A 24,205-nucleotide genomic window follows, 5' to 3' on the forward strand; every position below is an offset into this window, starting at 1 on the left:
CGCCGCGGTCCGGACTGCTCCGCGCCGGGCCGCGCCGGCCCGCCCGCGCGCCCGTCAGAGGGTGGGAACGCCCTCGTGCCCCGAGCGCGGGCGCGCCGTCCCGGCCACACCGGTGACGACCGAGCCCGCGGGCACGTCCTTCGTCACCACGGTGTTCGCACCGACGACCGAGTCCGCGCCGACCGTGATCGCGCCGATCAGGGACGACCCCGCTCCGAGCACGACCCGGTCCCCCACCGCGGGGTGCCGACGAGCGCCCGGTCCGTGGTCGCCACCACGGCCGCCCAGCGTCACGCCGTGGAAGAGCACGACGTCGTCGCCGACCACCGCGGTCTCCCCGATCACGACCCCCATGCCGTGGTCGATGAAGAAGCGTCGGCCGATCCGGGCACCGGGGTGGATCTCGATGCCCGTCACCGACCGCGCGACCTGACCGATGACCCGCGCCGCGAACCGGGACCCTGGGAGCCCCCGCGCGATCCACAGCCGGTGCGTCAACCGGTAGGTCCAGATGGCGTGCAGCCCCGAGTACACGATCGCGTTCTCGAGGTCACCGCGGGATGCGGGATCACCGCGGCGCGCTGCGGCCAGGTCCTCCCGGACAGAACGCAGCACGCCTCGTCGGACGGGACGGCTCACGCAGTGAGTCCCTCGAAGAGCACGGTCGACAGGTAGCGCTCACCGGTGTCGCACACGATCGCGACGACGCGCTTGCCCGCGTTCTCGGGGCGTGCGGCGATCTCGATCGCGGCGTGGATGATCGCGCCGGAGGAGATGCCCGCGAGGATGCCCTCCTGCGTGCCGAGGTCACGGGCGACGCGGAGTGCGTCGTCGAGCTCGACGTCGAACACCTCGTCGATGACCGACTGGTCGAGGACCTCGGGGATGAAGTTCGCGCCGATGCCCTGGATCTTGTGCGGGCCGGCCTTGCCCTCGGTCAGCAGTGGGGAGTCCTTCGGCTCGACGGCGACGATCTGCACGCCGGGCACCCGCTCCTTGAGCACCTGACCGACACCGGTGATCGTGCCGCCGGTGCCGACACCGGCGACGAACACGTCGACGTGCTCCTCGGTGTCACGGAGGATCTCCTCCGCCGTGGTCTTCCGGTGGATCGCCGCGTTCGCCGGCGTCTCGAACTGGTGTGCCAGGATCGCACCCGGCGTCTCGGCGACGATCTGCTCGGCCTTCGAGACGGCGCCCTTCATGCCCTCCGACCCCGGCGTGAGGACGATCTCCGCCCCGTACGCGCGGATCAGGGCCCGACGCTCGACGCTCATCGTCTCGGGCATCGTGATGACGACCCGGTACCCGCGCGCTGCGCCGACCAGTGCGAGCGCGATGCCCGTGTTACCGGAGGACCCCTCGACGATGGTCCCGCCGGCCTGCAGCTCGCCGGACTCCTCGGCCGCGTCGATGATCGCGACGCCGAGGCGGTCCTTCACGCTCGCGCCCGGGTTGTAGAACTCGAGCTTCGCCAGGACCTCGGCCCCGCCCGCCTTCGGCAGGCGGTTCAGCCGCACCAACGGCGTGTTCCCGAACGCCTGCGAGATGTTGTCGTGGATCGTGCCGCTCATCGGTACCGTCCTCTTCGGGTCAGGTCGCGTGCCTCCCCCACTGGAGGCACGGCGTGCGCTGTGATCCTAGCGATCCGACCCGGCGTGTCCCTGTCCGGTGACGCACGCGCGTTCCGCGCGTACCGTGCTCCGCAACGACGAGGAGGTCGTCATGTCCAAGGAACAGCAACCCGACGTCGCCCCACCGGTCGTCGACCGCGCTGCGTTCGACGAGGCGCTCGCGGCACAGGTGCAGGACGAGAAGGAACTCACGCGCCACGGCGACCGTGTCGCAGCTGCCCGACGGCGGCTGCCGATGGTCCGCGTCGACGACTACGAGTTCGCCGGCCCCGACGGCCCCGTGCGGCTCACCGAGCTGTTCGGGGACAAGTACCTGCTCCTCGTCCAGAACGTCATGTACGGACGGGACTGGGACGCCGGGTGCCCGAGCTGCACCTGGGCCGTGGACAACCTGCCCGCCGACATGGGCCGACTCGACGACGAGGGGATCGCGTTCGCGATGGTCTCCGAGGGGCCGGTCGAGAAGCTCGAGGCCTGGCGGGAACAGCACGGATGGCCGCACACGTGGGTGTCCTCGGCCGCGACGACCTACCACGACGACTGGGGCTGGACCGTGCACAGCGACGACTGGGACGGCCCGGTGCCCGGCTACTCGTACTACCTGCTGCGGGACGGCGTGCCGTACCTGACGTACGCGACCGGTTCGCGCGGCACGGAGGCGATCCTCCCCGTGGCGCACATCATGGACCGCACGGCGTACGGGCGGCAGCAGGACTGGGAGGACAGCCCCGACGGCTGGCCGCAGTACCCCACCTACGGTTGACGACACGACCGCTCACTGCGGGCCGAGGATCGCGCGCTGGAGCTGCGCCTCCGTCGGCAGGGCATGTCGGAGCTCCGCTGGCAGGAGTTCGTACGATGCGACGCCGACGGGTGCGTTCGACGTCGCCAGTGAGTACCGGACCACAGCCTCGTTCTTGCCCGCGACCATGAGGAGCCCGACCGTGTCAGCGTGCTGCTGACGGCGCAGGTTCGCGTCCACGAGGGCGACGTAGAACGAGAGCTGACCGACGTTGTCCGGTCGGAACTCTCCCGTCTTCAGTTCGATGACGACGTACCGCAGTTGCTCGACGTGGAAGAAGAGCAGGTCGACGAAGAAGTCGCTCCCCTCCACCGCGAAGTGCACCTGCCGACCGACGAATGCGAACCCCGTGCCGAGTTCACGGAGGGTGTCGGCGATCCGGTCCACCATCGCCTGCTCGATGGCGCGTTCGTCCCGGTCGCCGTCGACAGCGAGGAAGTCGAGGACGTACGGGTCCCGGGTGATCTGCTGCGCGAGGTCGGCGCCGTCGTCGTCGAGCAGGCGACTGAAGTTCGTCGGCGCGATGGCGTGACGTTCGGCAGCGCGGCTGCGGATGTTGTGCCGCAAGACGTTCCGCGACCAACCACCGTCGACTGCGTGACGCACGTACCAGGCGCGATGCCCGCCGTCAGCGAGTCCGATGAGGACGGTGATGTGTCCCCACGGCAATTGGTCAACAGCTTGTTGACCAATTGATTCTTCCTCAGGCCACGCCGCCGCGAACTGCCGCATGTACTTCAAGTTCGTTGCCGAGAAGCCCTTCATCGACGGGAACTCAGCACGCAGATCGGCTGCGAGGCGACTCAGAACGCCGGTCCCCCAGGCTCCGGTCCGCGATCGCTCCAGCAAGATCGACCCGATCGACCAGTACAGGTGGACGAGGTGCCCGTTGGCGGCGAGCTGGGCGCGAGATCGGGTCACCGTGACGCGGTCCCGGATGGATCGGAGCGTGTCGGCGTACTCGTTCGGCAGGTCGGGCTGATCGGTCATCCGCAGATGATGCGTGCCGGGCCGACGCTGCGTCCACGTATTCGTATGCACGGCACCCGCAAGGAGCTCCCACGCGTGCTGCGACCCGGGCCGAAGCTCGCGCTGAGCGACAGCTCTCGCAGTCGGGGGCCCGAGAAGTGTCGCTCCGCGCGAGACTCGGCCAGCGCGTCAGCGCACGAACGCCGTGCGCGCGAACCGCTCGTCGGTCGCCTCGAGCACCCGCAGCACGTTGCCGCCCGCCAGCGCCCGGAGATCCGCCGGACCCCACCCGCGCCGCTGGAGCTCCGCCGCGAGCACCGGGTACCGCGACACGTCCCGCAGGTCCGGCGGCAGCACCGGGGTGCCGTCGTAGTCCCCACCGAGGCCGACGTGCGCCGCGCCGGCCACGTCGCGCGCGTGCTCGACGTGGTCCGCGACGTCGGAGACGGTGACGGGCGGCGCGTCCTCCGACGACCCGGCGGCGAACCACTCCGCGTACGCGGCGGAGACGAACTGCGGCACGAACGTGATCATCACGACGCCGCCGTTGTCCGCCAGGCGGCCGAGCACGTCGTCGGGCACGTTCCGCGGGTGGTCGTTCACGGCGACGGTCGAGGAGTGGCTGAAGACCACGGGCTGCGTCGCGACGTCGAGGGTGTCGCGCATCGTGGTCTGCGCGGTGTGGGACAGGTCGACGAGCATGCCGATGCGCTCCATCTCGGCGACGACCTCGCGCCCGCGGTCCGTGAGTCCGCCGTGCGGGTGCGCCCCGGTCGCCGAGTCGGCCCAGGGGGTGTCGTCGTTGTGCGTCAGGGTCATGTACCGGACGCCGAGCCGGGCGAGGTCGCGCAGGACGGCGATGTCGTCACCGATCGAGTGCCCGCCCTCGGCGCCGAGGAGCGAGGCGATCCGGCCGGAGTCGATCGCTGCACGCACCTCGGCGGCGGTGCGTGCGAGCACGAGGGTGTCCGGGTAGCGGTCGATGATCCGGTGCGCGACGTCGACCTGCTGCAGGGTCGCGCGCACCGGATCGGGTTCGTCGCACGGGACGAACACCGACCAGAACTGTCCGACGACGCCGCCGGCACGGAGCTTCGGCAGGTCGGTGTGGAGCGAGCCCGCTTCGGAGTCGATGCCCTCCACCCCGGAGCCGTGGGTCTCGCGGCGTTCCCAGGGCAGGTCGTTGTGGCCGTCGATGACCGGGAACGGGAGCGCGTCGAACGTCATCCCCCGACGGTACCGTCCGTCCTCGTTAGGCTCGGCAGATGGACCCCGTGACGCTCCGCACCGAACGGCTCGTGCTCTCGGTACCGGAACCCTCCGACGCCGAGGACGTCGTGGCCTACGCGAACGACCCGGACGTCATCGCGTACACCCCTGTGCCGGTTCCCTACGGCCACGCCGAGGCCCGGCAGTGGATCACCGAGGTGGTCCGCACGGGCTGGGCGGCCGACACCCGGTACGACTTCGGGATCCGCCGGGCGGACGACCTGCGGCTGCTCGGCACGATCGGCTTGTTCGGCTTCGTCGACGGCGCCGCGGAGATCGGGTACGCGATGCACCCGGACGGGCGCGGCCACGGGTTCGTGACCGAGGCCGCGGCAGCCGTCCTGGAGTGGGCGTTCGCACCGGAGCCCGACGGCCTCGGGCTCGTGCGCGTGCAGTGGCGTGCGATCGCGACGAACACGCCGTCGGCCGCGATCGCGCGGCGGCTCGGCCTCCGCTACGAGGGACGGCTCCGGTCCGGCGTGTTCCACCGCGGACAGCGCCACGACCAGCTCATCGCCGCCGCCCTGCGCGACGACGACCGGTCCACGCCCACGGTCTGGCCGACGTCGTGACGGTGTCCTTCCGGGTCGTCACCGAACTGGACGCCCCGCCGGAGCGCGCGTTCGCGCTGTCGCTCGACATCGGCGCGCACGAACGCTCGATGGCCGCCACCGACGAGCGCGCCGTGGCCGGCACGACCAGCGGCACGATCGGGCTCGGTGAGAGCGTCACCTGGCGTGCGCGGCACTTCGGGATCGTCTGGCGGATGACGAGTCGGATCACCGCCCTGGAGGCGCCCCACCGGTTCGTCGACGAACAGGTGCGTGGGCCGTTCACTCGCTTCCACCACCTCCATCGCTTCGAGCCGTCGGCTCGCGGCACACGGATGGTCGACGAGATCGAGTTCCGCGCCCCGCTCGGGCCGCTCGGCGTACTCGCCGAACGGATCGCGCTCGCGCGGTACCTGCCCCGGCTCATCGCCGAGCGGAACGCCTCGCTCGCGGCCGAGCTCCGTGCGGACGGGCACGACGCCGACGGCGGTCAGGGCGCGGCGAGCTCGCCCAGCGCCTCGTAGGCCTTCGCGACCGCGTCGACCCGCGTCCGTCCACCCGGACCGGACGCCTCGTAGACGTCGTTCGCGATCGCCGCGACCACCGCGAAGAGCGCCGCCATCGAGTCGAACGCCGACGGCGAGTCGACCGGGCACAGGATCGCGGTGTTGGCCGGCGCCGCGATGACGGCGGCGGTCGGGTCCCCGAGGACGACCACGTCGGCACCCGTCGAGACGCAGTGCCGCACGGCCCGGGCCACGCCGGCCGCGTGCCGCCGCACCGTGACGAGGACGACGAGGTCGCGGCGGTCGAGGTCCGCCACCTCCTCGCCGAGTCGCTGGCCCGGAGACGGCCCGACCCGGACGTCCGGTCGGACCTGGGCGAGCTGCGCGCGGAGCTGCAGGGCGACCGGGTACGCACCACGCTCCCCGATCACGAGCACGCGACGGGCGCGGACGATGCGCCGCGCGAGCCGGGGTCGATCGGCGCGGGCGAGGGAGGCGAACGCGGCGTCGAGGTTCCGCGACTCGACGGCCCGCTGGTCGACGTGGGAGGCGTCCTCGGCGGCCCAGGGCAGTCCGCTTCCCCGCGCCGACATGAGGTTCTGCCGGACCTCGGCGGCGTCCTGGAACCCCAGGGAGCGGACGAGCCGCGAGACCGTGGCCTTCGAGGTGCCGGACTCTGCGGCGAGTTCGGCCGAGGTCCCGACGAGCAGGAGCTCCGGGTCGTGGCGCACCATCGCGGCGACGCGGCGCTCGGCGGGCGAGAGCTGCTCCCAGACCGAGTCGATGCGCGCTCGGACGTCGGTGCCGACGGTGCTCACGCCCGGGCCACCCGTTCGACCGCGACGGCGAGCGCGTCGAGTCCGAGGGCGATGTCCGCGGTGGAGACGAACTCGTCGGGGTGGTGGCTGATGCCGTCCGGGTTGCGGAGGAACAGCATGGCGACGTCGGTGACCAGCCCGAGCGACATCGCGTCGTGGCCGGCACGCGAGAACAGCTCCATCGGGGCTGCTTCGCCCGTCGACTCGATGCCCGCGCGGACGGCGTCCATCAGCCGCGGCGCACAGAACACGGCGGGCGCCCGGTGCACCTCGGTGGGCTCGACGCTCACCCCGCGGCGCTCCCCGATGAGGGCGAACGCCTTGGTGATCTCGTCCCAGACCTCGTCGCGGCCTTCGTCGAACTCCCCGCGGAGGTCGACCGAGAACCGTGCGAGCCCCGGGACGACGTTGACCGCACCGGGTTCGACGGTCATGGTGCCGACCGTCCCGACGTGCTGGGACGCCCGGCAGATCCGCTCCACGGCGAGCGCGGCCTCGGCCGCGGCGAGCAGTGCGTCGTGCCGTCGCTCGTAGGGGGTGCCGCCGGCGTGCCGGGCCTCGCCCACGGCCTCGACCGTGAAGCGCCGGGCGCTCGCGATGCTCGTGACGACGCCGAGTGCCTGCCCGGCCTGCTCGAGGTACGGCCCCTGCTCGATGTGCGCCTCGAGGTACCCCACGAGTGCGGCCGGGTCCGCCGCGGCGTCGCCGACCCGCGACGGGTCGAGCCCGAAGTCCTCGAACGCCCGGCGGAGGGTGACCCCCTCGCCGTCGGCCAGGTCCCACCACGACTCGTCCCAGACGCCCGCGACGGCCGAGGACCCGAGCAGCGCCTTGCCGAACCGCGTGCCCTCCTCGTCGGAGAACGCGATGACCTCGAGCGCGACAGGCAGCGGCCCGGCGGCGGTCAGTCGGGCGACGGTGCGGACGGCCATCAGGACCCCGACGATCCCGTCGTAGCGTCCGGCGTCGACCACGGTGTCGAGGTGCGAGCCGAGCAGGAGCACCGGGGCGTCGGCCGTGGCACCGTCGACGCGGCCGTGCAGGTTGCCGGCGGCGTCCTGCCAGGTCGTGAGCCCGGCGTCCTGCATCCACCCGGCGACGATCACGTTCACCCGGGCGTGCTCGGGCGACAGGTAGACGCGGGTGATGCGGCCGGTCTCCTCGGTGACCAGGGCGAGTTCGTCGCACCAGCGCGCGACGAGCTCGGCGTCGGCGGTGGCCTGCTCGGTGGCGTGCACCGCGGCCGCGGCGCTCACGCGGGCACCCCGACGGCCGAGCCCGCGTAGACGTCCAGCGCCGCGTCGACGCCACCGCCCTGCGGCACCGCGTGGCCGGCCCGGCGCAGCGCGTGCTCGAGCGCGGCGAGCGTCGTCACGACGGCGTCCTTCCGGGCGTTGTAACCCATGGTGCCGATCCGCCAGACCTTGCCGTGCAGCGGTCCGAACGACGTCCCGATCTCGATGCCGTGGTCGTCGAGCATCGATGCCCGGACCTGGTCGCCGACGACGTCCGACGGGATCTCGACGGCGACGACGTTGTGCATCTTGTGCCCGAGGTCCCCGAAGACCCCGAGTCCGAGGGCCCGCACGCCGGCGAGCATGGCGCTGCCGGCGGTCTCGTGCCGGGCGATGACGGCGTCGCGGCCTTCCTCGAGCAGGATGCGGGCGCACTCGTTCGCGGCGTAGAGCATCGACGCCGCCTCGGTGTGGTGGTTGAGCCGGCGCGGGCCCCAGTAGTCGAGGATCATCGCCAGGTCGAGGTAGTTCGAGCGGATCGGTTCGTCGGACACGTCGTCACCGGGTTCACGGATGCCGGCCTCGACGCTGCGGCGCTGGTCGAGGACCGCCACCGCGCGCGGTGACACCGTGAGCGGCGCGCTGCCGGACGGGCCGCCGAGGCACTTCTGCAGCCCGGCGCTCACCGCGTCGATCCCCCAGGCGTCGACCTCGAGCGGGTTGCCCCCGATGGTCGCGGTGGCGTCGGTGTAGAACAGGACGCCGTGCCGGTCGCAGATCGCACCGAGCTCGTCGAGCGGCTGGTTCATCGTCGTCGAGGTGTCACCCTGCACGATCGCCAGGACCTTCGGACGGACCCGGACGATCGCGTCCTCGATCGCGGTCGGCGTGAACACCTGGCCCCAGTCGGTCTCGATCGTGTGGACCTCGGCCCCGGCGCGCCCGGCGATCTCGGCGAGCAGGTGTCCGAAGCGGCCGAACACCGGCACGAGCACGCGGTCCCCAGGGGCCAGCAGCGACACCAGTGCCGCCTCGATCCCGGCGCGCGAGGTCCCGTCGACGAGGACGGTCGCCTCGTTCGCGGTGCCGAACACCCGCCGGTACAGCTCCTGCGTCTCGTTCATCGTGGTGGTCATCCACGGGTCGTACTGCCCGACGAGCGGGGTGGACAGGGCGCGGAGCACCCGCGGGTCGGCGGTGATCGGCCCCGGCCCCATGAGCAGACGGGCGGGCGGGTTCACAGGGAGCATGTTCGGTCCTCTCGTTCCGGTGGAGATCGTATCGGAACGATCGTTACAGCGGTGTTTCGGCGGGTGCGGTGACCGGACGCGTGACGAGCCGACCCGCGACGGACGTGACGCCGGCGTCCGACGACGCGACCAGCTGCCCGCGCAACCAGGTCTCGGTGACGCGGCCCCGCGCCTCCAGGCCGGCGAACGCGGAGACCGGGTTGCGGTGTTCGAGCCCGGCCACGTCGATGACGGCCGTGGCGGACGGGTCGAACACCGCGAAGTGGGCGAGCGCACCGGGTGCGATGCGGCCGCGGTCGGCGAAGCCGGCGAGCGCCGCCGGTCCGGTGGTGAACAGTGGCAGCAGCTCGCCGAGCGCGACGCCGCGGCGGATCCCTTCCGTCCAGACCGCGCGGAACCCGACCTGCAGACCCGCGATCCCGCCCCACGCGAGCCCCCAGTCGTCGGTCTTCAGGTCCGCCGTGGAGGGCGAGTGGTCGGACACGATCATGTCGATCGTGCCGTCGAGCACGCCCTGCCAGAGGGCGTCGCGGTTCGCGTCGTCACGGATCGGCGGGCAGCACTTGTACTCGGTCGCGCCGTCCGGGATCGTGCCCGCCTCGAACGCGAGGTAGTGCGGACAGGTCTCGACCGTGATCCGGACCCCGTCCGCCTTGGCCGCGCGGATCATCGGCAGGGCCCCGGCATCGGACAGGTGCAGGATGTGGACGCGCGCGCCGGTCGCCCGTGCGCCCTCGATGACCCGCGCGATCGCCGACCGCTCGGCGTCGACCGGTCGGGTGGCGAGGAAGTCCTCGTAGTGGCCGCCGAGCGCGTCGTGGTCGACCAGGAACTCCGGGTCCTCGGCGTGCACGATGAGGAGCGCGTCGATGCGGGCGACCTCCTCGATCGCGGCACGCAGCTGCGGACCGTCGAGGTGCGGGAACTCGTCGACACCGGACGGCGCCGTGAAGCACTTGAACCCGAAGACGCCGGCGTCGTGCAGCTGGTCGAGGGATCCGAGGCTCGCGGGGATGGCTCCGCCCCAGAAGCCCACGTCGACGGCGACCCGCCCCTCGGCGCTCGCGCGCTTGACGTCGAGTGCCTCGACGGTCGTCGTCGCCGGGATGGAGTTGAGCGGCATGTCGATGACGGTCGTCACGCCGCCGAGCGCGGCGGCCCGGGTGGCGGAGGCGAAGCCCTCCCACTCGGTGCGTCCGGGTTCGTTGACGTGCACGTGGGTGTCGACCAGGCCCGGGAGCAGCACCTGCCCGTCGGGTACGCGACGGTCGTCGCGGGCGGCGACGTCCGCGTCGAGCGGGAGGAGGTCGGCGACGCGGCCGTCGCGGACGACGACCGCGGCCGGGCGGAAGGCGCCGTCGATCCAGGTGCGCTCGGCGCGGAGGACGAGGTCGGCGCGGTCGGCGCTTTCAGCGCGGTCGGTCTGGAGGCGCGTCATGCGTCCGCCCCGACCGTCGCGTCCGCCGCCGGCTGGCGTTCGAACCCCGCGAGCAGTCCCGACATCGGCTTCGCGGGCGGGGCGGCGTACTCCCCGTGCTTCCCCGTCGTCAGACCGAGCCGCACGAGCGACTCGGCGAGCACCGTGGCCGCGGCCACCCCGTCGACCGCGGGCGCACCGATCGCCCGGGACACCTCGGCGCAGAAGTCCGCCATCCCGGCGCACCCGAGCACGACCGCGTCCGCGCCGCCCGCGATGACGGCCCGGCACTCCTCGATCACCAGGGCGCGGGCGTCCGAGGTCGGGTCCTCCAGGCGGAGCACCGGCACCTCGCACGCCCGGATCTCGGTGACGAGCGAGGCGAAGCCGTACCGCTCGGCGAGCTCGTGCGCCCGCCCGACGGTCCGGCCGAGGGTGGTGACGACGCCGAAGCGCCGTCCGAGCAGCGCCGCCGCGTGGAAGCCCGCCTCGGCGATCCCGATGACGGGTCCGGAGGCGGCCTCCCGCGCGGCGTCGAGGCCGGGGTCCCCGAAGCAGGCGACGACGTACGCGTCCACCCCCTGCTGCTCGCCGATCGCGATCTGCTCGAGGAGCCCCGGCACGGCCAGGGCCTCCTCGTAGTGGCTCTCGATGGACGCCGGCCCCATGGAGGGCGTGACGGCCTCGACGATCGTGCCGGGCCCGGCGACCGCGGCGGCGGCGGTGCCGATCGCCGCGGTCATCGAGCTCGTGGTGTTGGGGTTGACGACGCGGATGCGCATCGGGGTCCTTCCGGTGGTGCGGGTGGTGCGGGTGGTGCGGGTGGTTCAGGCGCGGCCGGCTGCTGCCCCGTCGTCGACCGTGGGGTCGTCGGCGGCGAGCTCCGGCATGCTCGGACGAACACGCTCCAGGCCCCAGAAGACCACGAGTCCGAGTGCGCACCCGATGAACCAGCTGTAGTTCGACAGCCACGGGACGACGCCGAGGGCCGAGGGCAGGACCGCGCTCGCGACCGAGACCACCCCGGTGACGACGAGCGTCCAGATCGCGTTCGGGTTGAAGCCCTTCGCGTACCAGTACCGCGCGCTCGGGTCCTTCGTGTACATGTCGTCGACCGCCACGCGCTGCTTCGCGACGATGTAGTAGCCGGCGATGAGGATGCCGAACAGGGGGCCGATCAGGGCGCCGAGCACCCCGAGCGTGTAGAGGATCGCCTGGTCGTTGCCGTACCAGTTCCACGGGGTGAGCAGCACGGAACCGACCGCCGCGATCATGCCGCCGGCACGCCAGCTGATCTTCCGCGGTGCCACGTTCGAGAAGTCGAAGGCGGGGCTGATGAAGTTCGCGACGATGTTGATGCCGACGGTGGCGGTGACGAACGTCAGGCCGCCGAGCAGGATGGCGAACGGGGCGCCGATCGCCTGCACGGTCTCGATGGGGTCGGTGATGAGCTTGCCGAACACCGGCACCGTGGCGCTGGCGCAGAGCACGGTGAGCACCGAGAAGAACAGGAAGTTGATCGGCAGGCCCCAGAGGTTGCCGCGCTTGACCGCACCGTACGACTTCGCGTACCGGGAGAAGTCGCCGAAGTTCAGCATCGGGCCGGAGAAGTAGCTCACGACGAGCGCGATCGCCGACAGCATCACGGGGATGCTCGCGCCGAACGAGAGCGGCTCCCCCGCGGACAGCGTGAACGAGATGTTCCCGATGCCCGCCTGGCTGACCAGGTACACGGCGAGCGCGATCATCACGACGTAGACGGCGGGTCCCGCCCAGTCGATGAACTTCTTGATCGCGTCCATGCCCATCCAGAACAGCGCGCCCTGGGCCACCCAGAGGATCGCGTACGAGATCCAGCCGAGCGCGGACAACCCGAGGAACGAGTGCTCGAGCAGGCCGGCCGACGCCGGGATGAACTTGAGGAAGATGATGTTGAGGGACTGGGCCGCGAGGAACGTCTGCACCCCGTACCACGCCATCGCGATGAGGCCGCGGATGATCGCGGGGACGTTCGCACCGAGGACACCGAACACCGCGCGGTTGATCACCGGGTACGGCACCCCGGTGCGCTGGGACGGCTTGGCGACGAGGTTCGCGAACACCTGCACGATGAGGATGCCGACCACCAGGGCGATGAGCACCTGCCAGCTGGCGATGCCGAGGGCGAAGAGCGACCCGGCGGTGACGTACCCGCCGACCGAGTGCACGTCGGACATCCAGAAGGCGAAGATGTTGTAGCTCGTCCAGGTCTGCTTGCGCAGCGGGGCGAGGTCCTCGTTGGTGAGTGCCGGGTCGTACCCGGGCTTGACGACGCCGGCACCCGCTGGGGCTGCCGTCGTGAGGGGGGCGTGGGGCGCGGCGACCGGGGTCGCGATCTCTGTAGCCATGGCGTCCTCCGAAGGAGTGGGAAGGGCGAGCGGTGCCCGCCTCTGCCACGAAGCTACGGAGCCTCTTCGAGCCGCCCGTTTCCCCTGTGTAACGGTCGTGTGACACGCCACCCGTCCTGGAACGGTCGTTCCAGGACGGGTGCGCGGTGCGGGCTGCGGCTTGCCGCACGGAAGGCGCACGCGCTGCCGAGCGCCTTCCGCGGCAGGCTCGGCCGGTGGTACCAATCACCCATGACCAGGGGAATCAGGATCGATCACGTGGGCGTCACGGTGCCGGACATCGACGCAGCCACGGCGTTCTTCGTGGCGGCGTTCGACGCCGTCGTCCTGTACGACATGCGCTGCCGCACCGAGGCACCGAACAGCTCGCCGGAGGCACACCGCTACCTCGGCATCCCACCGACCATGGCGCAGGGGGCGATGCGGATGCTCGCCCTCCCCGAGGGCCCCGGACTCGAGCTGTTCGAGTACCTCGGCCCCGACCAGCACGGCGCCGCACACCCGTCCGACCTCGGATGGCAGCACCTGGCGATCTACGCCGACGACCTCGACGAGGCCCTCGCCCGGGTCGAGGCGGCCGGGGGCACGCGCAACTCGGACCCGCGCGACCTCCGCGGGCTCGAGGCGGGCGACGGCAACCGGTTCGTCTACACCCGCACGCCGTGGGGGTCGACGCTCGAGCTCGTCAGCTACCCGTCGCCGCAGCCGTACCTGCTGAGCGCGCCCCGGGCGAAGTGGGCGCCGTGGCCGATCGCTGCGGACGCCCTCCCGATGCCGCTGTGACCCACGCCCGGGTGGGGCGGCCGCTCACGGCGTGCGGGAACGCCGCGCCCACCGGCTGGAACCCGGCACTGCGGTAGAGCAGGAGGGCCGGCGCGTTGTCGTCGAGCGCGTGCAGCAGACACCGCCGGTGCCCGGCGCGCTCGGCAGCGTCGACCGCGGCGCCGATCAACGACCGGCCGAGCCCCCGCCCCTGTGCACGCGGGTCCACGGCGAGCAGCGAGAGGTACGCGGCGTCGAGGTCGCCGGTCACGCCGGAGCCCGGATCGGTCACGAGCGCGAAGCCACCCAGGCCGGCATCGTCGACCGCGACGACCAGGGCCACGCGCGGCACGGTGAACTTGGCGGCCGCCCGCTGCCGGACCGCCTCCGACTCCCGCACGCCGTCACGCGCCGCGACCGCCGCCACCCAGAGGTCGACACACGCCGGTACCTCGTCCTCGGTCGCGGCTCGCACGACGACGGACGCTCCACTCACCCGGTCAGCCCACGGCGGAGCGCTGGCCGATCCGGAACGATGCGCCCCGGTGCTCGTCCGGCAGGCGGTCGCCGCGGCCGTGCAGCTTGTGGCGGAGCGACCCCTGCTCGTAGCCCTCGGGGTAGACACCCCGAGCGCGGAGCTCCGGGATCACGAACTCGATGACGTCCTCCCACGTGCCCGGGGTCACCGCGTACGCCAGGTTGAACCCGTCGACGTCGGTCAGCTCCTGGATCTCCTGCAGCCGGTCGGCGATCGTGGCTCCGCCACCGACGGCCACCGGCCCGAGTCCGCCGATCGCCGTGTGCCGGGCCAGGTCGCGGATCGTCCACGAGCTGCCGTCCTCGCCGGTCGCCGCAGCGATGTTCGCCGCCGCCGACTGGATCGCGTTCGACTCGACGTCCCCGAGGGGCTCGTCGAGGTCCCACTGCGACAGGTCGACACCCATCCACCCGGAGTTGAGCACGAGCGCCCCGAGCTCGGAGGCGTACGACAGGTAGTCCTCGTACTTCGCCTGGGCCAGCTCGTCGGTGGCGTCCGTGATCACGGTGAGCAGCGTGTAGACGCGAGCGGCGTACCGGTCGCGACCAGCCGCCTCCAGGGCGTCACGGACCTTCGCGACGGTCGACGCGAGCTGGTCGACGGTCGGTGCGCCCACGAAGACGGCTTCGGCGTTCTCCGCTGCGAAGCGGATGCCGCGCGGCGACGCGCCGGCCTGGTAGATGACGGGCGACCGCTGCACCGACGGCTCGGACAGGTGGATGCCCGGCACGTCGAAGTGCTCGCCGTGGTGCTCGATCGGGTGCACCTTCGTCGGGTCGGTGAAGACGCCGGTCTCGCGGTCCTCGACGACGGCGTCGTCCTCCCACGAGCCCTCCCACAGCTTGTAGAGGACCTCGAGGTACTCGTCCGCGACGTCGTAGCGGTCGTCGTGCGACAGCTGGTCCGTCTGCCCCATGTTCCGCGCCGCACTCGGCAGGTAGCCGGTCACGACGTTCCAGCCGACACGGCCCTTCGTGAGGTGGTCGAGCGTCGAGATGCGGCGGGCGAACGGGTACGGGTGCTCGTAGGCGGTACCGGCCGTGATGCCGAAGCCGAGGTGCTCGGTCACCGATGCCATCGCGGAGACGAGCAGGATCGGGTCGTTCACCGGCACCTGCGAGCCGGTCCGGAGCGCGGCCTCGTTCGAGTCGCCGTACACGTCGTACGTCCCGAGGACGTCCGCGATGAAGATCCCGTCGAAGTTCCCCCGCTCGAGCAGCTGCGCCAGATCGGTCCAGTACGACAGGTCGTTGTAGTGGCGCGACCGGTCACGCGGGTGCCGCCAGAGCCCGGAGGACTGGTGCGCCACGCAGTTCATGTCGAACGCGTTGAACCGGATCTGCCGCTTGCCGCTGCTGGAGGTCACGGGCGCGACGTTACGTGCCGACGACCCCGTGGTCACGCACCGTGACGAAGCGTGACGCGCGACCGGTCAGTGGGCCGCGGTCGCCTCGCGGACGGCGGCCTCGGCCGCGACCCACGCGAGCATGCCGCACTTGACGCGCATCACGAACTTCGAGACGCCGTGGAAGGCGACGAGGTCCTCGAGGACGTCCTCGTCGGGTTCACCGGCGCCGCGGGACCGCATCATCGTGCGGAAGTCCTCGGTGAGCGCCAGGAGCTCCGGGGCCGTCCGACCGACGGCCATGTCGGTGAGCACCGAGGCCGAGGCCATCGAGATGGAGCAGCCGTCGCCCTGCCAGGCGAGGTCCGCGATGCGGTCCGTGCCGGGCTCGAGCCGGACGCGCACGGTGATCTCGTCGCCGCACGTGGGGTTCCGTTCGAAGTGCTCGGCGTCGGCGGCGTCGAGCGGACGATCGCCGTGCCGGGCCTTCGCGTGGTCGAGGATGACCTGCTGGTACAGCGAGTCGAGGGCGCTCACGACACTGCTCCTTCGGCGCCGAAGTAGGCGCGGATCTCGCCGACGGCGGTCAGGAACCGGCCGACGTCCTGCTCCGTCGTGTACACGTAGGTGCTCGCACGGCTGGTGGCGACGAGGCCGAGTCGACGGTGCAACGGTTGGGCGCAGTGGTGGCCGGAGCGGACCGCGATGCCCTGCGCGTCGAGGTACTGCGAGACGTCGTGCGCGTGCACGCCGTCGACGTCGAACGACACGAGGCCGGACCGCGGCACGTCGACGGGCGGACCGACGGTGCGGATGCCTGGGATCGCCGCGAGGCCCTCGAGCAGACGGCGCGCGAGGTGCTCCTCGTGGGCGCGGACGCGTTCCGTGCCGATGGCCTGCAGGTACCGGACGGCCTCGGCGAGCGCGACGGCCTGGGACACCGGCTGGGTGCCGGCCTCGAACCGTTCGGGCGCCGGCATGAAGTCGGTGTGCTCCATCGTCACCGTGGTGATCATCGACCCGCCCGTCCGGAACGGGGGCAGGGCGTCGAGGAGTTCGTGGCGCCCCCAGAGCACGCCGATGCCGTTGGGTCCGAGCATCTTGTGGCCGGAGAACGCGGCGAAGTCGACGCCGAGCGCCTGCACGTCGAGGGGTCGGTGCGGCGCGGACTGGCAGGCGTCGAGGACGACGAGCGCACCGTGCGCCTGGGCCGCCGCGACGACGGCGGACACCGGCGCGACCATGCCCGTGACGTTGGAGACGTGCGCGAACGCGACGACCTTCGTGCGGTCCGAGATCAGGGCGACGGCCGCCTCGGCGGTCCAGGTGCCGTCGTCGGCGACCGGCACCCACCGGAGGGTCGCACCCGTCAGCGCGGCGAGTTCCTGCCACGGGACGAGGTTGGCGTGGTGCTCGGCCTCGGTGACGAGGACCTCGTCGCCCGGACCGATCCGGAAGCGCTCGGCCGCCGCTCCCCCGCGGCCACGGCTGGCGTTCGCGATGCCGTACGCCACGAGGTTGAGGGCGTCCGTCGCGTTGCTCGTCCACACGACCTCGTTGGGTGACGCCGCGCCGATGAACCCGGCGACGGTGGCTCGGGCGTCCTCGTAGGCGTCGGTGCTCAGCGCGGCGAGGGTGTGGGCACCACGGTGGACGGCGGCGTTGTCCTGCTCGAGGAACCGGCGCTCGGCGTCGAGGACCTGGCGGGGTCGCTCTGCCGTCGCCCCGGAGTCGAGGTACGCGAGGGGGAATCCGTTGACCTCCTGCTGGAGGATCGGGAAGTCCCGCTTGATCGCCTCGACCTCGGACTCGGTGAGCGGTTGGTTCGGCGCCACGACTGTCACCTCCCCATGGTGGTCCCTCGTGGTTCGCACGTCCAGTCCGCAGGATATATCAGTTTTATGACCATAAAGGCCTGTCACCATATAAATCCGATATGTATACTGCTCACGGAGTGCGAACACGACCCCGGACGACGTGAGGACGAGACCATGCGCACCACGACACGACCCGACATCGATTCGGCCGTCGCCGAGTACACGGACGCCGTGGACGACGGCCTGGTCCACATCGCGGACGCCGTCCGACGGCAGGCGACCCGCGAGATCGCGGCGTCCTCCGGTCTCTCGAGCACCGCGGCGGAGGAGGTCTTCGAGCACGCCGTCGAGGACCGTTCGTCGACGGTTCCGATCATCGTCGCCTGACCGCCCCACGGCGAAGGGCCCCGGACCGCTCGGTCCGGGGCCCTTCGTGTCGCGCGACTACTCGTTGCCGATCTGCTTGTCGGCGGCGTCGCGTGCGCCCTCGATCTTGTCGTCGAACTTGCCGCCCGTCGCCTTCTTCACCGCGTCGGCGACACCGTCGAGCACCTTGTCGCTGATGCCCTCGGCCTTCTCGCTCTTCAGGGCGTCCTGGACCTTCCCGTCCTTCAGGAAGTCCTGGGCCTTCTTCGTGATGTCGTCGAACCCCGCCATCGGGTGCTCCTCGCCTCGGTGCGGAGCCCTGCGCCCCGTCATGGCGCCGATGCTAGGCCCGATGTCCGGGATGTGCGCCGGATCGTGACGAACTGTTCAGACCATCTGTGCGCTGCGCCGACGGGCCAGGACGTAGCCGACCGCGACCGATCCGGAGACGGCGAGCAGTGAGGGGATGAGGATGTCGGTCCCCTGCTGTGTGAACTCGACGACGAGCACGAGGGCGGTGAAGGGTGCCCGCATCGTCGTCGCGAGGAACGCCGCGGCGCCGATGAACGCGAACGCCGTGAGGCTCGGACCGTCGGTGGGCCAGAGCAGGAGCCAGAGACCACCGAGGCCGCCGCCGACGGCCGAGCCGATCGCGATGGACGGGGTGAGCGTGCCGCCGACGGCTCCGGCACCGATGGTGGCCGAGGTCGTGATCGTCCGGATGACGCCGAGGACGAGGAGGAACACGATCGGCGACAGACCAGCGACCGAACCGGCGTCGAGGGAGGAGTTCATGGCGACGAGCCCGAGTGCCCGACCGTTGCCGAGGATCTCCGGGAAGGGCACCGCGATGAGCCCCACCATCGCGAAGACGACGGGGAGCACGACGAGCAGGTGCCACCCCTTCGGCGCGAGCCCCTGCAGCCGGTTCGTGAGCTTCACGAAGCCGACCCCGGCGAAGCCCAGCACGGGGCCGACGATCACGGCCCAGACGAGCAGGGACGGCGAGAGGTGCATCGCGGGCACGTGGTACAGGACCTCGTCCGGGATGACGAGGCGGGCGACGAACGCCGCGACCGCACTCGTGGCGAACGCCGGCAGCGCGGTCGCGAAGGTCAGTTCACCGAGCAGGACCTCGACCGCGAACAGTGCACCCCCGAGCGGGACGTCGTACACGGCAGCGAGACCGGCGGCCGCACCGCAGGCGACGAGGATCTTCGTCTCGCGGGCCGTCAGGCCGGCCCGTGCGGTGACGAGCTGGGCCAACCAGGCACCGATCTCACGCGGCGCCACCTCCTTGCCGATGGAGGCGCCGAGGCCCACGGCGAGGATCTGCACGCCGGCGTTGGCGACCGTGGCCAGGGCGGGCATCCGCTTGCCGTCGACGGCTGCCGGCACGGACACGATCGGTCGACCCCAGCGGCGCAGCGCCCACCAGGCGAACCCGGTCAGGACACCGGCGGCGACGAGGGCCAGGAAGCGGTTCAGCGCCGAGGGGGCGTCGGCTGCCTCGAGGTGGCCGCCGAACGGGTACCCGAACGCGACGAACTGGATGAGCTGCAGGGCGAGCCAGACGGAGACGCCGGCGATGCCGCCCGCGACCCCGACGAGGCCGGTGACCACGGCGAGCTTGAGGGCCCAGACAGGGGTCGCGCGTGTCGCGTGTCCGGTGTGCGGCATATCGGGAAGCCTACTGGCTCACCCAGCCCGGACCGGACACGCGAGGACGCGGAGTGATCAGTCGAAGAGCTCGCTCAGCCAGTTGCCCCGACGCTTCTTGCCGTACCCGTACTGCTGCTGGCCGTACCCGGGCTGGCCGTACTGCTGGCCGTACTGCTGCCCGTACCCGGGTTGGCCGTACCCACGACGCCCCTTGTCCCACGACCCGGGCGAACCGGGCGACCCCGGCGAGGCGTACCCGTTGCGGGGCACGGCCATCCCGGGTGCGTACGCCGGCTGCGGGTACGGGCCGCCGGACTGCGGGAAGGCGGGGTCCGGCACGGCCCGCTGCGCCTGCGGTGCCGGCGGCGTCGTCTGCGCGGGTCCGCCCGAGGCGCGCTCGATGATCTTGTCGAGTTCACCGCGGTCGAGCCACACACCCCGGCACTCGGGGCAGTAGTCGATCTCGATGCCGGACCGCTCCGACATCACGAGGGTGGCCTGGTCGTTGGGGCACTGCATGGGGAGGTCCTTCCGAGCGGAGGCGCCGGTCGAGGCGCTTCCTGTGATCCTGGCCAGGTTCCATGGGGCGACCATGCGAAGGACCTGGACGGACCCGGTGAGACGACCCGTGCCTCCAGGCACGATGCCCCGCTGCGGTCAGACGGCCGTCAGCCGGAACGGCACCACGCAGTCCGCCGGCACCAGCGGCGGCTGCAGGCCGACGCGCTCGAGCGCATTTCCCCGGAACACCCGCTCGCCGGCCCACCACGCGGGTGCCGAGATCCCGTGGCCGTCCCCGACGACGACCGGGTCGACGCGGTACACCGTGTCGGGGTCCAGGTCGCGGAAGGTGATGCGCCCGGTGCCCGACACCTCGGACCGTCCGACGCTCGCGAAGAAGAACAGCGCCTCCCGCTTGTCCGCGGCGACGGTGCCGGAGACGAGACGGGAGCCGTCCACCTCGTCCACCCGGACCAGGTCCCCACCGTGCAGGAGCCCCCGCCACTCCTGGTACAACGCGATCCACTCGGCCAGCTCGGACTCCTCGGCCGGGGTCGCCTGCGCGAGGTCCCACTCGATGCCGAAGTGCCCGACGATCGCGGTGCCCGCGCGGAACGCGAGGTCGTGCACCCGGCCGGTCGTGTGGTTCCGCCCGCTCGCGACGTGCGAGCCGAGGAGCTCCGGCGGCAGGAGCTGCTGCGTCCACCGGTGCATCTGCTGCCGTTCCAGCGGGTCGATGTCGTCCGACACCCAGACGCGGTCGGTGTGCTCCAGGACGCCGAGGTCGGCCCGGGCACCACCCGACGAGCACGACTCGATCTCGAGCGTCGGGAAGCGTTCCTTGAGCGTGGCCATGAGCCGGTAGGCGGCGAGGGTCTGCTCGTGCACGGCCGCGGAGCCGCCCGGGTGACCGGCCTCGACGAGGTCGCGGTTGTGGTCCCACTTCACGTACTCGACGCCGTACTCGCCGATGATCGCCGTCATCCGCTCGAGCACGTGGGCGAAGGCCTCCGGGATCGCGAGGTTCAGCACCTGCTGGTGGCGCGACCGGATCGGCAGGCGGCCGTCGGCCTGCAGGATCCACTCCGGGTGGGCACGGGCGAGGTCGCTGTCCTCGTTGACCATCTCCGGCTCGAACCACAGCCCGAACTCCATGCCGAGGGCCCGCACGCGGTCGACGATCGGGCCGAGGCCGTCCGGCCAGACGTCCTCGTCGACGTACCAGTCGCCGAGGCCGGCGTGGTCGTTGCGGCGGTGGCGGAACCAGCCGTCGTCGAGGACCCAGCGCTCGACCCCGAGCCGGGCGGCCCGTTCCGCGAGGTCGGTCAGGCGGGCGAGGTCGTGGTCGAAGTACACGGCCTCCCAGACGTTGAGGGTCGTCGGGCGCGGGGTCGTCGGGTGCTGCGGGCGGCTGCGGAGCCAGCGGTGGAACCGGCGGGCCTGGTCGTCGAGGCCGTCCCCGTACGCGGCGTACACCCACGGGCCCTCGTAGGTCTGCCCGGTGTCGAGCCGGACCTCGCCGGGAAGGAGCAGCTCGCCGCCGCCGACGACCTGCCGACCGGTCGCCAGGCGCTCGGCGACGTGCCGGTGGTTGCCGCTCCAGGCGGTGTGCACGCCCCACACCTCCCCGCGGGCGAAGCCGAAGCCGAGCGTCCCGACGCTCAGGACGGTCGCCGCGTCGGCCCCCGTGCGGCCCTTCCGCCCCTCGCGCTCGTGCGTGCCGACGACGAGCTCGCGTCGCTGCGGCGTGCGTTCCTTGCCCCAGCGGCCGGCGAAGTCGAGGACCTCGCGGGCGCGGGACGGGATCGGGAACGCCAGGGTGAGGTCGTCGACGGTGTACGCGCCCACGGCGGTGTTCGTGACGGCGGCACGGGTGCGGACGAGCCCGGAGGCGAGCATCTCGACCGTCAGGCGGAGGGCGAGACCGGCGGTGCGGTCCACCGCGTGGGCGGTCACAGCGCCCGGGCCCTGGCCGGGGTCGACGTCGAGCTGCTCCACCGTGAACGCCGGCGACCAGTCCCGTCCGTCCCGGTGCCCGGACAGCCCCGGACGCCCGGTCCACCCGCGGTGCGGCTCGGGCAGGATCGCCAGGCGGACCGGCACGTCGGCCTCGTTCGGTGCGACGGGCGCCACGTCGGCGGACGCCAGGGCGGCGAGCTCGGCGTCGTCGAGGGGACCGAGGGCCGCACCCCAGTGCACGACCGCGGGCAGCGCGTCCTCGCGGCAGTCGAGGACGAGGGAGACGCCCCCGGCGGTGAGGTGGACGACGTCGTTCGTGGACACCGCCCCAGTCTCCATCAGAACCAGCGTTTGACCTTGAACACCACCCAGAGGACCGCCGCGAAGAGCACCATCGCCACGATCGCCAGCGGGTACCCCCAGGGCCACTGCAGCTCGGGCATGTGCGTGAAGTTCATGCCGTAGATCGCCGCGACGAGCGTCGGCGCGAACAGGATCGCCGCCCACCCCGAGATCTTCTTGGTGTCGTCGTTCTGCTTCTGCGCCGCCAGGGTCGAGTCGACCGTCAGGGCGTTCTGCAGCAGCTGCCGGAAGGTGTCGAGGCGTTCGACGGTCCTGATGGCGTGGTCGAGGACGTCGCGGAACCGGCGCTGCATCTCCACCGGCAGGTGGTACTTCTCGGCGCCCCGGTGCAGGTTCTCGATCATGTACACGAGCGGCCGGGCGGCCCGCTGGAAGTCGACGACCTCGCCGAACAGCTCGTAGATGCGTCGGGAGACCCCGGCTTCGCCCGCGAACAGCTGGTCCTCGATCTGGTTGATGTCCTCTTCGAGCCCGTCGATCACCGGCACGTAGCCGTCGACGATCGAGTCCATCAGCGCCCAGAGCTGCGCCTGCGGCCCCACCGTCACGAGGCCCGGCTTGCCGCTCATCCGCTGCAGGGCCCGCGGGACGGTCTGCTTGCCACGCGGATCCGCCTGTACGACCGCGAGGAAGAAGTCCTCGCCGACGAACGCGTGCACCTCGCCGAACTCGACCTCCTCCGCCTGGTCGTTGTAGAGCGCCGGCTTCAGGACGACGAACAGCGTCTTGCCGTAGCGCTCGAGCTTCGGGCGCTGGTGGCCCTCGGCGGAGTCCTCGACCGCGAGCTCGTGCAGGCCGAGGGCGACCGCGACGTCGCCGAGCTCCTGCGCGTCGGGCTGGTGCAGGACGATGCACGCACTGGCGCCCTGGTCCTCGAGCATCCGGAAGGTGTCGTCGAGCGAGGGACTCGGGATCGGAGCGATCCGGTCGACGTAGACGGTGTTCAGCTCGACGGTCACGTGCCCACCGTACGCAGGCTGCGCGGCAGCCGCCGGGCGCGACCCGCTGACGGCCTGGAGGCGCGTGGCGGCCCCGCCCCGTGCCTCCAGACCGTCCCGTCCCCCGTCTGCTGGACGTGCGCTGCGCGCCGGGGCCGCGCACGCGCCTACGGTGCAGGTCATCAGCATGCTGACGAAAGGGGCTGACATGCAGAGGATCTGGAAGCGGATCGCGGTCGCGGTGAGCGCGGTCGTCGCGGTGGTCGGCGCGTTCGTCGGCTCCGGGGCAGCCGGCGGGACCCCGATCCAGGACGCTGCGGGCGGGGCGCTGTCGGCGTCCTCCACTGCCATCGCACCGGACGGGCCGGCGTTCTCGATCTGGAGCGTCGTCTACGTCGGCCTGCTGGCGTACGCGATCCGGCAGTGCTTCCGCACTGCGGACGACGACCGGCACGCGCGGCTCACCCTGCCCGTCGTGCTGTCCCTGCTGCTCAACGCGGCGTGGATCCTGTCCGTGCAGTTCGGGTTCCTGTGGCTGAGCGAACCGATCATCGTGGCGCTGCTCGCGGTGCTGGTGTGGACGTTCGTGCTGCTGCGGCGCTCCCGACCGTCGGGCGTCGTCGAGGCGATCGTCACCGACGGGACCTTCGGGCTCTACCTCGGGTGGGTCTGCGTCGCGACGGCGGCGAACACGGCCGCGGTGCTGACGGCAGCGGGCTTCCGGGGCTTCGGGCTGGGCCAGGACCTCTGGGGGGTCGTCGTGGCACTCGTCGCCGGGCTCGTCGGGGTCCTGCTCGCGGTGTGGGGTCGGGGGCGCCTGGCGCCGACGGCGTCGCTCGCGTGGGGGCTGGCGTGGGTCGCGGTCGCGCGGCTCGACGGGCCGCTCGTGTCGACGCCGACCGCCGTCGCCGCGGTGGTGGCCGCGGCTGCGGCGGTCGTCGTGACGCTCGTGGTGCGCGCCCGGGCGGGGTGGCGCGGCGCGGCCGTCGGCGGCAAAGCGACACTCCTCGCCCACTGAGCCTCGTTCCTCCCGCGAAAGCGACAGATCCCCGCCGGATTCCGGCGGGGATCTGTCGCTTTCGCGAACCGGCGGCCGCGGCACGGCGCCGCCGCTCA

The 24,205-nt window shown here is 72.0% G+C and carries 25 protein-coding genes; 6 read left to right on the forward strand and 19 right to left on the reverse strand.

Translation table 11 applies throughout. The features are described 5' to 3' along the window. Nucleotides 1–54 precede the first annotated feature (54 nt). Both epsC and cysK read right to left on the reverse strand, forming a co-directional pair. Nucleotides 55–639 carry a serine O-acetyltransferase EpsC gene (epsC, locus tag CRP27_RS06795; protein ID WP_255257465.1) on the reverse strand — a complete coding sequence of 195 codons (585 nt, stop codon included), beginning with the start codon at nt 637–639 and terminating at the stop codon, nt 55–57. After that, the gene (gene cysK / locus CRP27_RS06800) at nt 636–1,574 is read right to left on the reverse strand and encodes a cysteine synthase A (RefSeq protein ID WP_097179948.1); all 939 of its coding nucleotides are present in this window, start codon (nt 1,572–1,574) and stop codon (nt 636–638) included. The genes epsC and cysK overlap by 4 nt, the downstream gene beginning before the upstream one ends. Before the next feature lie 151 nt (nt 1,575–1,725). Between cysK and CRP27_RS06805 the strand changes: the two genes are divergently transcribed. After that, a complete protein-coding gene (locus CRP27_RS06805; RefSeq protein ID WP_097180328.1) occupies nt 1,726–2,397 on the forward strand; it encodes a DUF899 family protein in 672 nt (223 codons plus the stop codon). A 12-nt stretch (nt 2,398–2,409) separates the two neighbouring features. On the opposite strand, the gene CRP27_RS06810 is transcribed toward CRP27_RS06805, so the two are convergent. Both CRP27_RS06810 and CRP27_RS06815 read right to left on the reverse strand, forming a co-directional pair. Further along, complete coding sequence (locus CRP27_RS06810) at nt 2,410–3,426, reverse strand: YhcG family protein (RefSeq protein WP_097179949.1); 1,017 nt, start codon at nt 3,424–3,426, stop codon at nt 2,410–2,412. Between the two features lie 168 nt (nt 3,427–3,594). After that, nucleotides 3,595–4,632 (reverse strand): dipeptidase, encoded by a 1,038-nt coding sequence (locus CRP27_RS06815; protein ID WP_097179950.1) that lies wholly within the window; start codon nt 4,630–4,632, stop codon nt 3,595–3,597. 38 nt (nt 4,633–4,670) lie between these two features. Here CRP27_RS06815 and CRP27_RS06820 point away from each other — a divergent pair, with 38 nt between their 5' ends. Together CRP27_RS06820 and CRP27_RS06825 are read left to right on the forward strand one after the other, a co-directional pair. Further along, nucleotides 4,671–5,246 (forward strand): GNAT family N-acetyltransferase, encoded by a 576-nt coding sequence (locus tag CRP27_RS06820; RefSeq protein ID WP_097179951.1) that lies wholly within the window; start codon nt 4,671–4,673, stop codon nt 5,244–5,246. Then, a complete protein-coding gene (locus CRP27_RS06825) occupies nt 5,243–5,749 on the forward strand; it encodes an SRPBCC family protein (RefSeq protein ID WP_097179952.1) in 507 nt (168 codons plus the stop codon). Before CRP27_RS06820 ends, CRP27_RS06825 begins: the two co-directional genes overlap by 4 nt. Here CRP27_RS06825 and CRP27_RS06830 read toward each other — a convergent pair. From CRP27_RS06830 to CRP27_RS06855, 6 genes are read right to left on the reverse strand one after another with little or no spacing between them, the layout of a single operon-like run. Then, nucleotides 5,716–6,549 carry a MurR/RpiR family transcriptional regulator gene (locus CRP27_RS06830; protein ID WP_097179953.1) on the reverse strand — a complete coding sequence of 278 codons (834 nt, stop codon included), beginning with the start codon at nt 6,547–6,549 and terminating at the stop codon, nt 5,716–5,718. The genes CRP27_RS06825 and CRP27_RS06830 overlap by 34 nt on opposite strands. Further along, nucleotides 6,546–7,805: an allantoate amidohydrolase gene (locus tag CRP27_RS06835; RefSeq protein WP_097179954.1), complete on the reverse strand. Its 1,260-nt coding sequence runs from the start codon at nt 7,803–7,805 to the stop codon at nt 6,546–6,548. The genes CRP27_RS06830 and CRP27_RS06835 overlap by 4 nt, the downstream gene beginning before the upstream one ends. After that, nucleotides 7,802–9,034, reverse strand: a complete 1,233-nt coding sequence (locus CRP27_RS06840; protein WP_097179955.1) for an alanine--glyoxylate aminotransferase family protein — start codon at nt 9,032–9,034, stop codon at nt 7,802–7,804. The genes CRP27_RS06835 and CRP27_RS06840 overlap by 4 nt, the downstream gene beginning before the upstream one ends. Before the next feature lie 43 nt (nt 9,035–9,077). Next, nucleotides 9,078–10,472 (reverse strand): allantoinase AllB, encoded by a 1,395-nt coding sequence (allB, locus tag CRP27_RS06845; RefSeq protein WP_097179956.1) that lies wholly within the window; start codon nt 10,470–10,472, stop codon nt 9,078–9,080. Further along, entirely contained in the window at nt 10,469–11,233 is a 765-nt protein-coding gene (locus tag CRP27_RS06850) for an aspartate/glutamate racemase family protein (protein ID WP_097179957.1), read from the reverse strand. Before CRP27_RS06850 ends, allB begins: the two co-directional genes overlap by 4 nt. 45 nt (nt 11,234–11,278) lie before the next feature. After that, the gene (locus CRP27_RS06855) at nt 11,279–12,838 is read right to left on the reverse strand and encodes an NCS1 family nucleobase:cation symporter-1 (protein WP_097179958.1); all 1,560 of its coding nucleotides are present in this window, start codon (nt 12,836–12,838) and stop codon (nt 11,279–11,281) included. A gap of 231 nt (nt 12,839–13,069) precedes the next feature. Between CRP27_RS06855 and CRP27_RS06860 the strand changes: the two genes are divergently transcribed. Then, entirely contained in the window at nt 13,070–13,621 is a 552-nt protein-coding gene (locus CRP27_RS06860; RefSeq protein ID WP_097179959.1) for a VOC family protein, read from the forward strand. Here the strand turns inward: CRP27_RS06860 and CRP27_RS06865 are convergent. From CRP27_RS06865 to CRP27_RS06880, 4 genes are all read right to left on the reverse strand, one after another. Continuing rightward, complete coding sequence (locus CRP27_RS06865) at nt 13,524–14,096, reverse strand: GNAT family N-acetyltransferase (protein WP_097179960.1); 573 nt, start codon at nt 14,094–14,096, stop codon at nt 13,524–13,526. The genes CRP27_RS06860 and CRP27_RS06865 overlap by 98 nt on opposite strands. A gap of 4 nt (nt 14,097–14,100) precedes the next feature. Continuing rightward, nucleotides 14,101–15,504, reverse strand: coding sequence for an LLM class flavin-dependent oxidoreductase (locus CRP27_RS06870; RefSeq protein ID WP_217990700.1), 1,404 nt, complete (start codon nt 15,502–15,504; stop codon nt 14,101–14,103). A 66-nt stretch (nt 15,505–15,570) separates the two neighbouring features. Further along, complete coding sequence (gene sufU / locus CRP27_RS06875; RefSeq protein WP_097179961.1) at nt 15,571–16,020, reverse strand: Fe-S cluster assembly sulfur transfer protein SufU; 450 nt, start codon at nt 16,018–16,020, stop codon at nt 15,571–15,573. Then, a complete protein-coding gene (locus CRP27_RS06880; protein ID WP_255257511.1) occupies nt 16,017–17,318 on the reverse strand; it encodes a SufS family cysteine desulfurase in 1,302 nt (433 codons plus the stop codon). Before CRP27_RS06880 ends, sufU begins: the two co-directional genes overlap by 4 nt. Nucleotides 17,319–17,384: 66 nt before the next feature. Between CRP27_RS06880 and CRP27_RS06885 the strand changes: the two genes are divergently transcribed. Further along, complete coding sequence (locus tag CRP27_RS06885) at nt 17,385–17,687, forward strand: hypothetical protein (RefSeq protein ID WP_141399709.1); 303 nt, start codon at nt 17,385–17,387, stop codon at nt 17,685–17,687. Between the two features lie 57 nt (nt 17,688–17,744). Here CRP27_RS06885 and CRP27_RS06890 read toward each other — a convergent pair whose 3' ends face one another. The 5 genes from CRP27_RS06890 to CRP27_RS06910 form a co-directional block, all read right to left on the reverse strand. Next, the gene (locus tag CRP27_RS06890) at nt 17,745–17,999 is read right to left on the reverse strand and encodes an antitoxin (protein WP_369680009.1); all 255 of its coding nucleotides are present in this window, start codon (nt 17,997–17,999) and stop codon (nt 17,745–17,747) included. A gap of 54 nt (nt 18,000–18,053) precedes the next feature. After that, a complete protein-coding gene (locus tag CRP27_RS06895) occupies nt 18,054–19,346 on the reverse strand; it encodes a chloride channel protein (protein WP_097179965.1) in 1,293 nt (430 codons plus the stop codon). Nucleotides 19,347–19,403: 57 nt separating this feature from the next. Beyond that, a complete protein-coding gene (locus CRP27_RS06900; RefSeq protein WP_097179966.1) occupies nt 19,404–19,847 on the reverse strand; it encodes a zf-TFIIB domain-containing protein in 444 nt (147 codons plus the stop codon). 138 nt (nt 19,848–19,985) lie between these two features. Then, nucleotides 19,986–22,112: an alpha-galactosidase gene (locus CRP27_RS06905; protein WP_255257466.1), complete on the reverse strand. Its 2,127-nt coding sequence runs from the start codon at nt 22,110–22,112 to the stop codon at nt 19,986–19,988. 14 nt (nt 22,113–22,126) lie between these two features. After that, on the reverse strand, nt 22,127–23,110 hold the full coding sequence (locus CRP27_RS06910; protein ID WP_097180330.1) for a magnesium and cobalt transport protein CorA: 984 nt from the start codon (nt 23,108–23,110) through the stop codon (nt 22,127–22,129). A gap of 187 nt (nt 23,111–23,297) precedes the next feature. Between CRP27_RS06910 and CRP27_RS06915 the strand changes: the two genes are divergently transcribed. Next, complete coding sequence (locus CRP27_RS06915; RefSeq protein ID WP_097179968.1) at nt 23,298–24,107, forward strand: tryptophan-rich sensory protein; 810 nt, start codon at nt 23,298–23,300, stop codon at nt 24,105–24,107. The last annotated feature ends 98 nt before the right edge of the window (nt 24,108–24,205 follow it).

Source organism: Curtobacterium sp. 314Chir4.1 (assembly GCF_900215175.1).
Classification (GTDB): domain Bacteria; phylum Actinomycetota; class Actinomycetes; order Actinomycetales; family Microbacteriaceae; genus Curtobacterium; species Curtobacterium pusillum_A.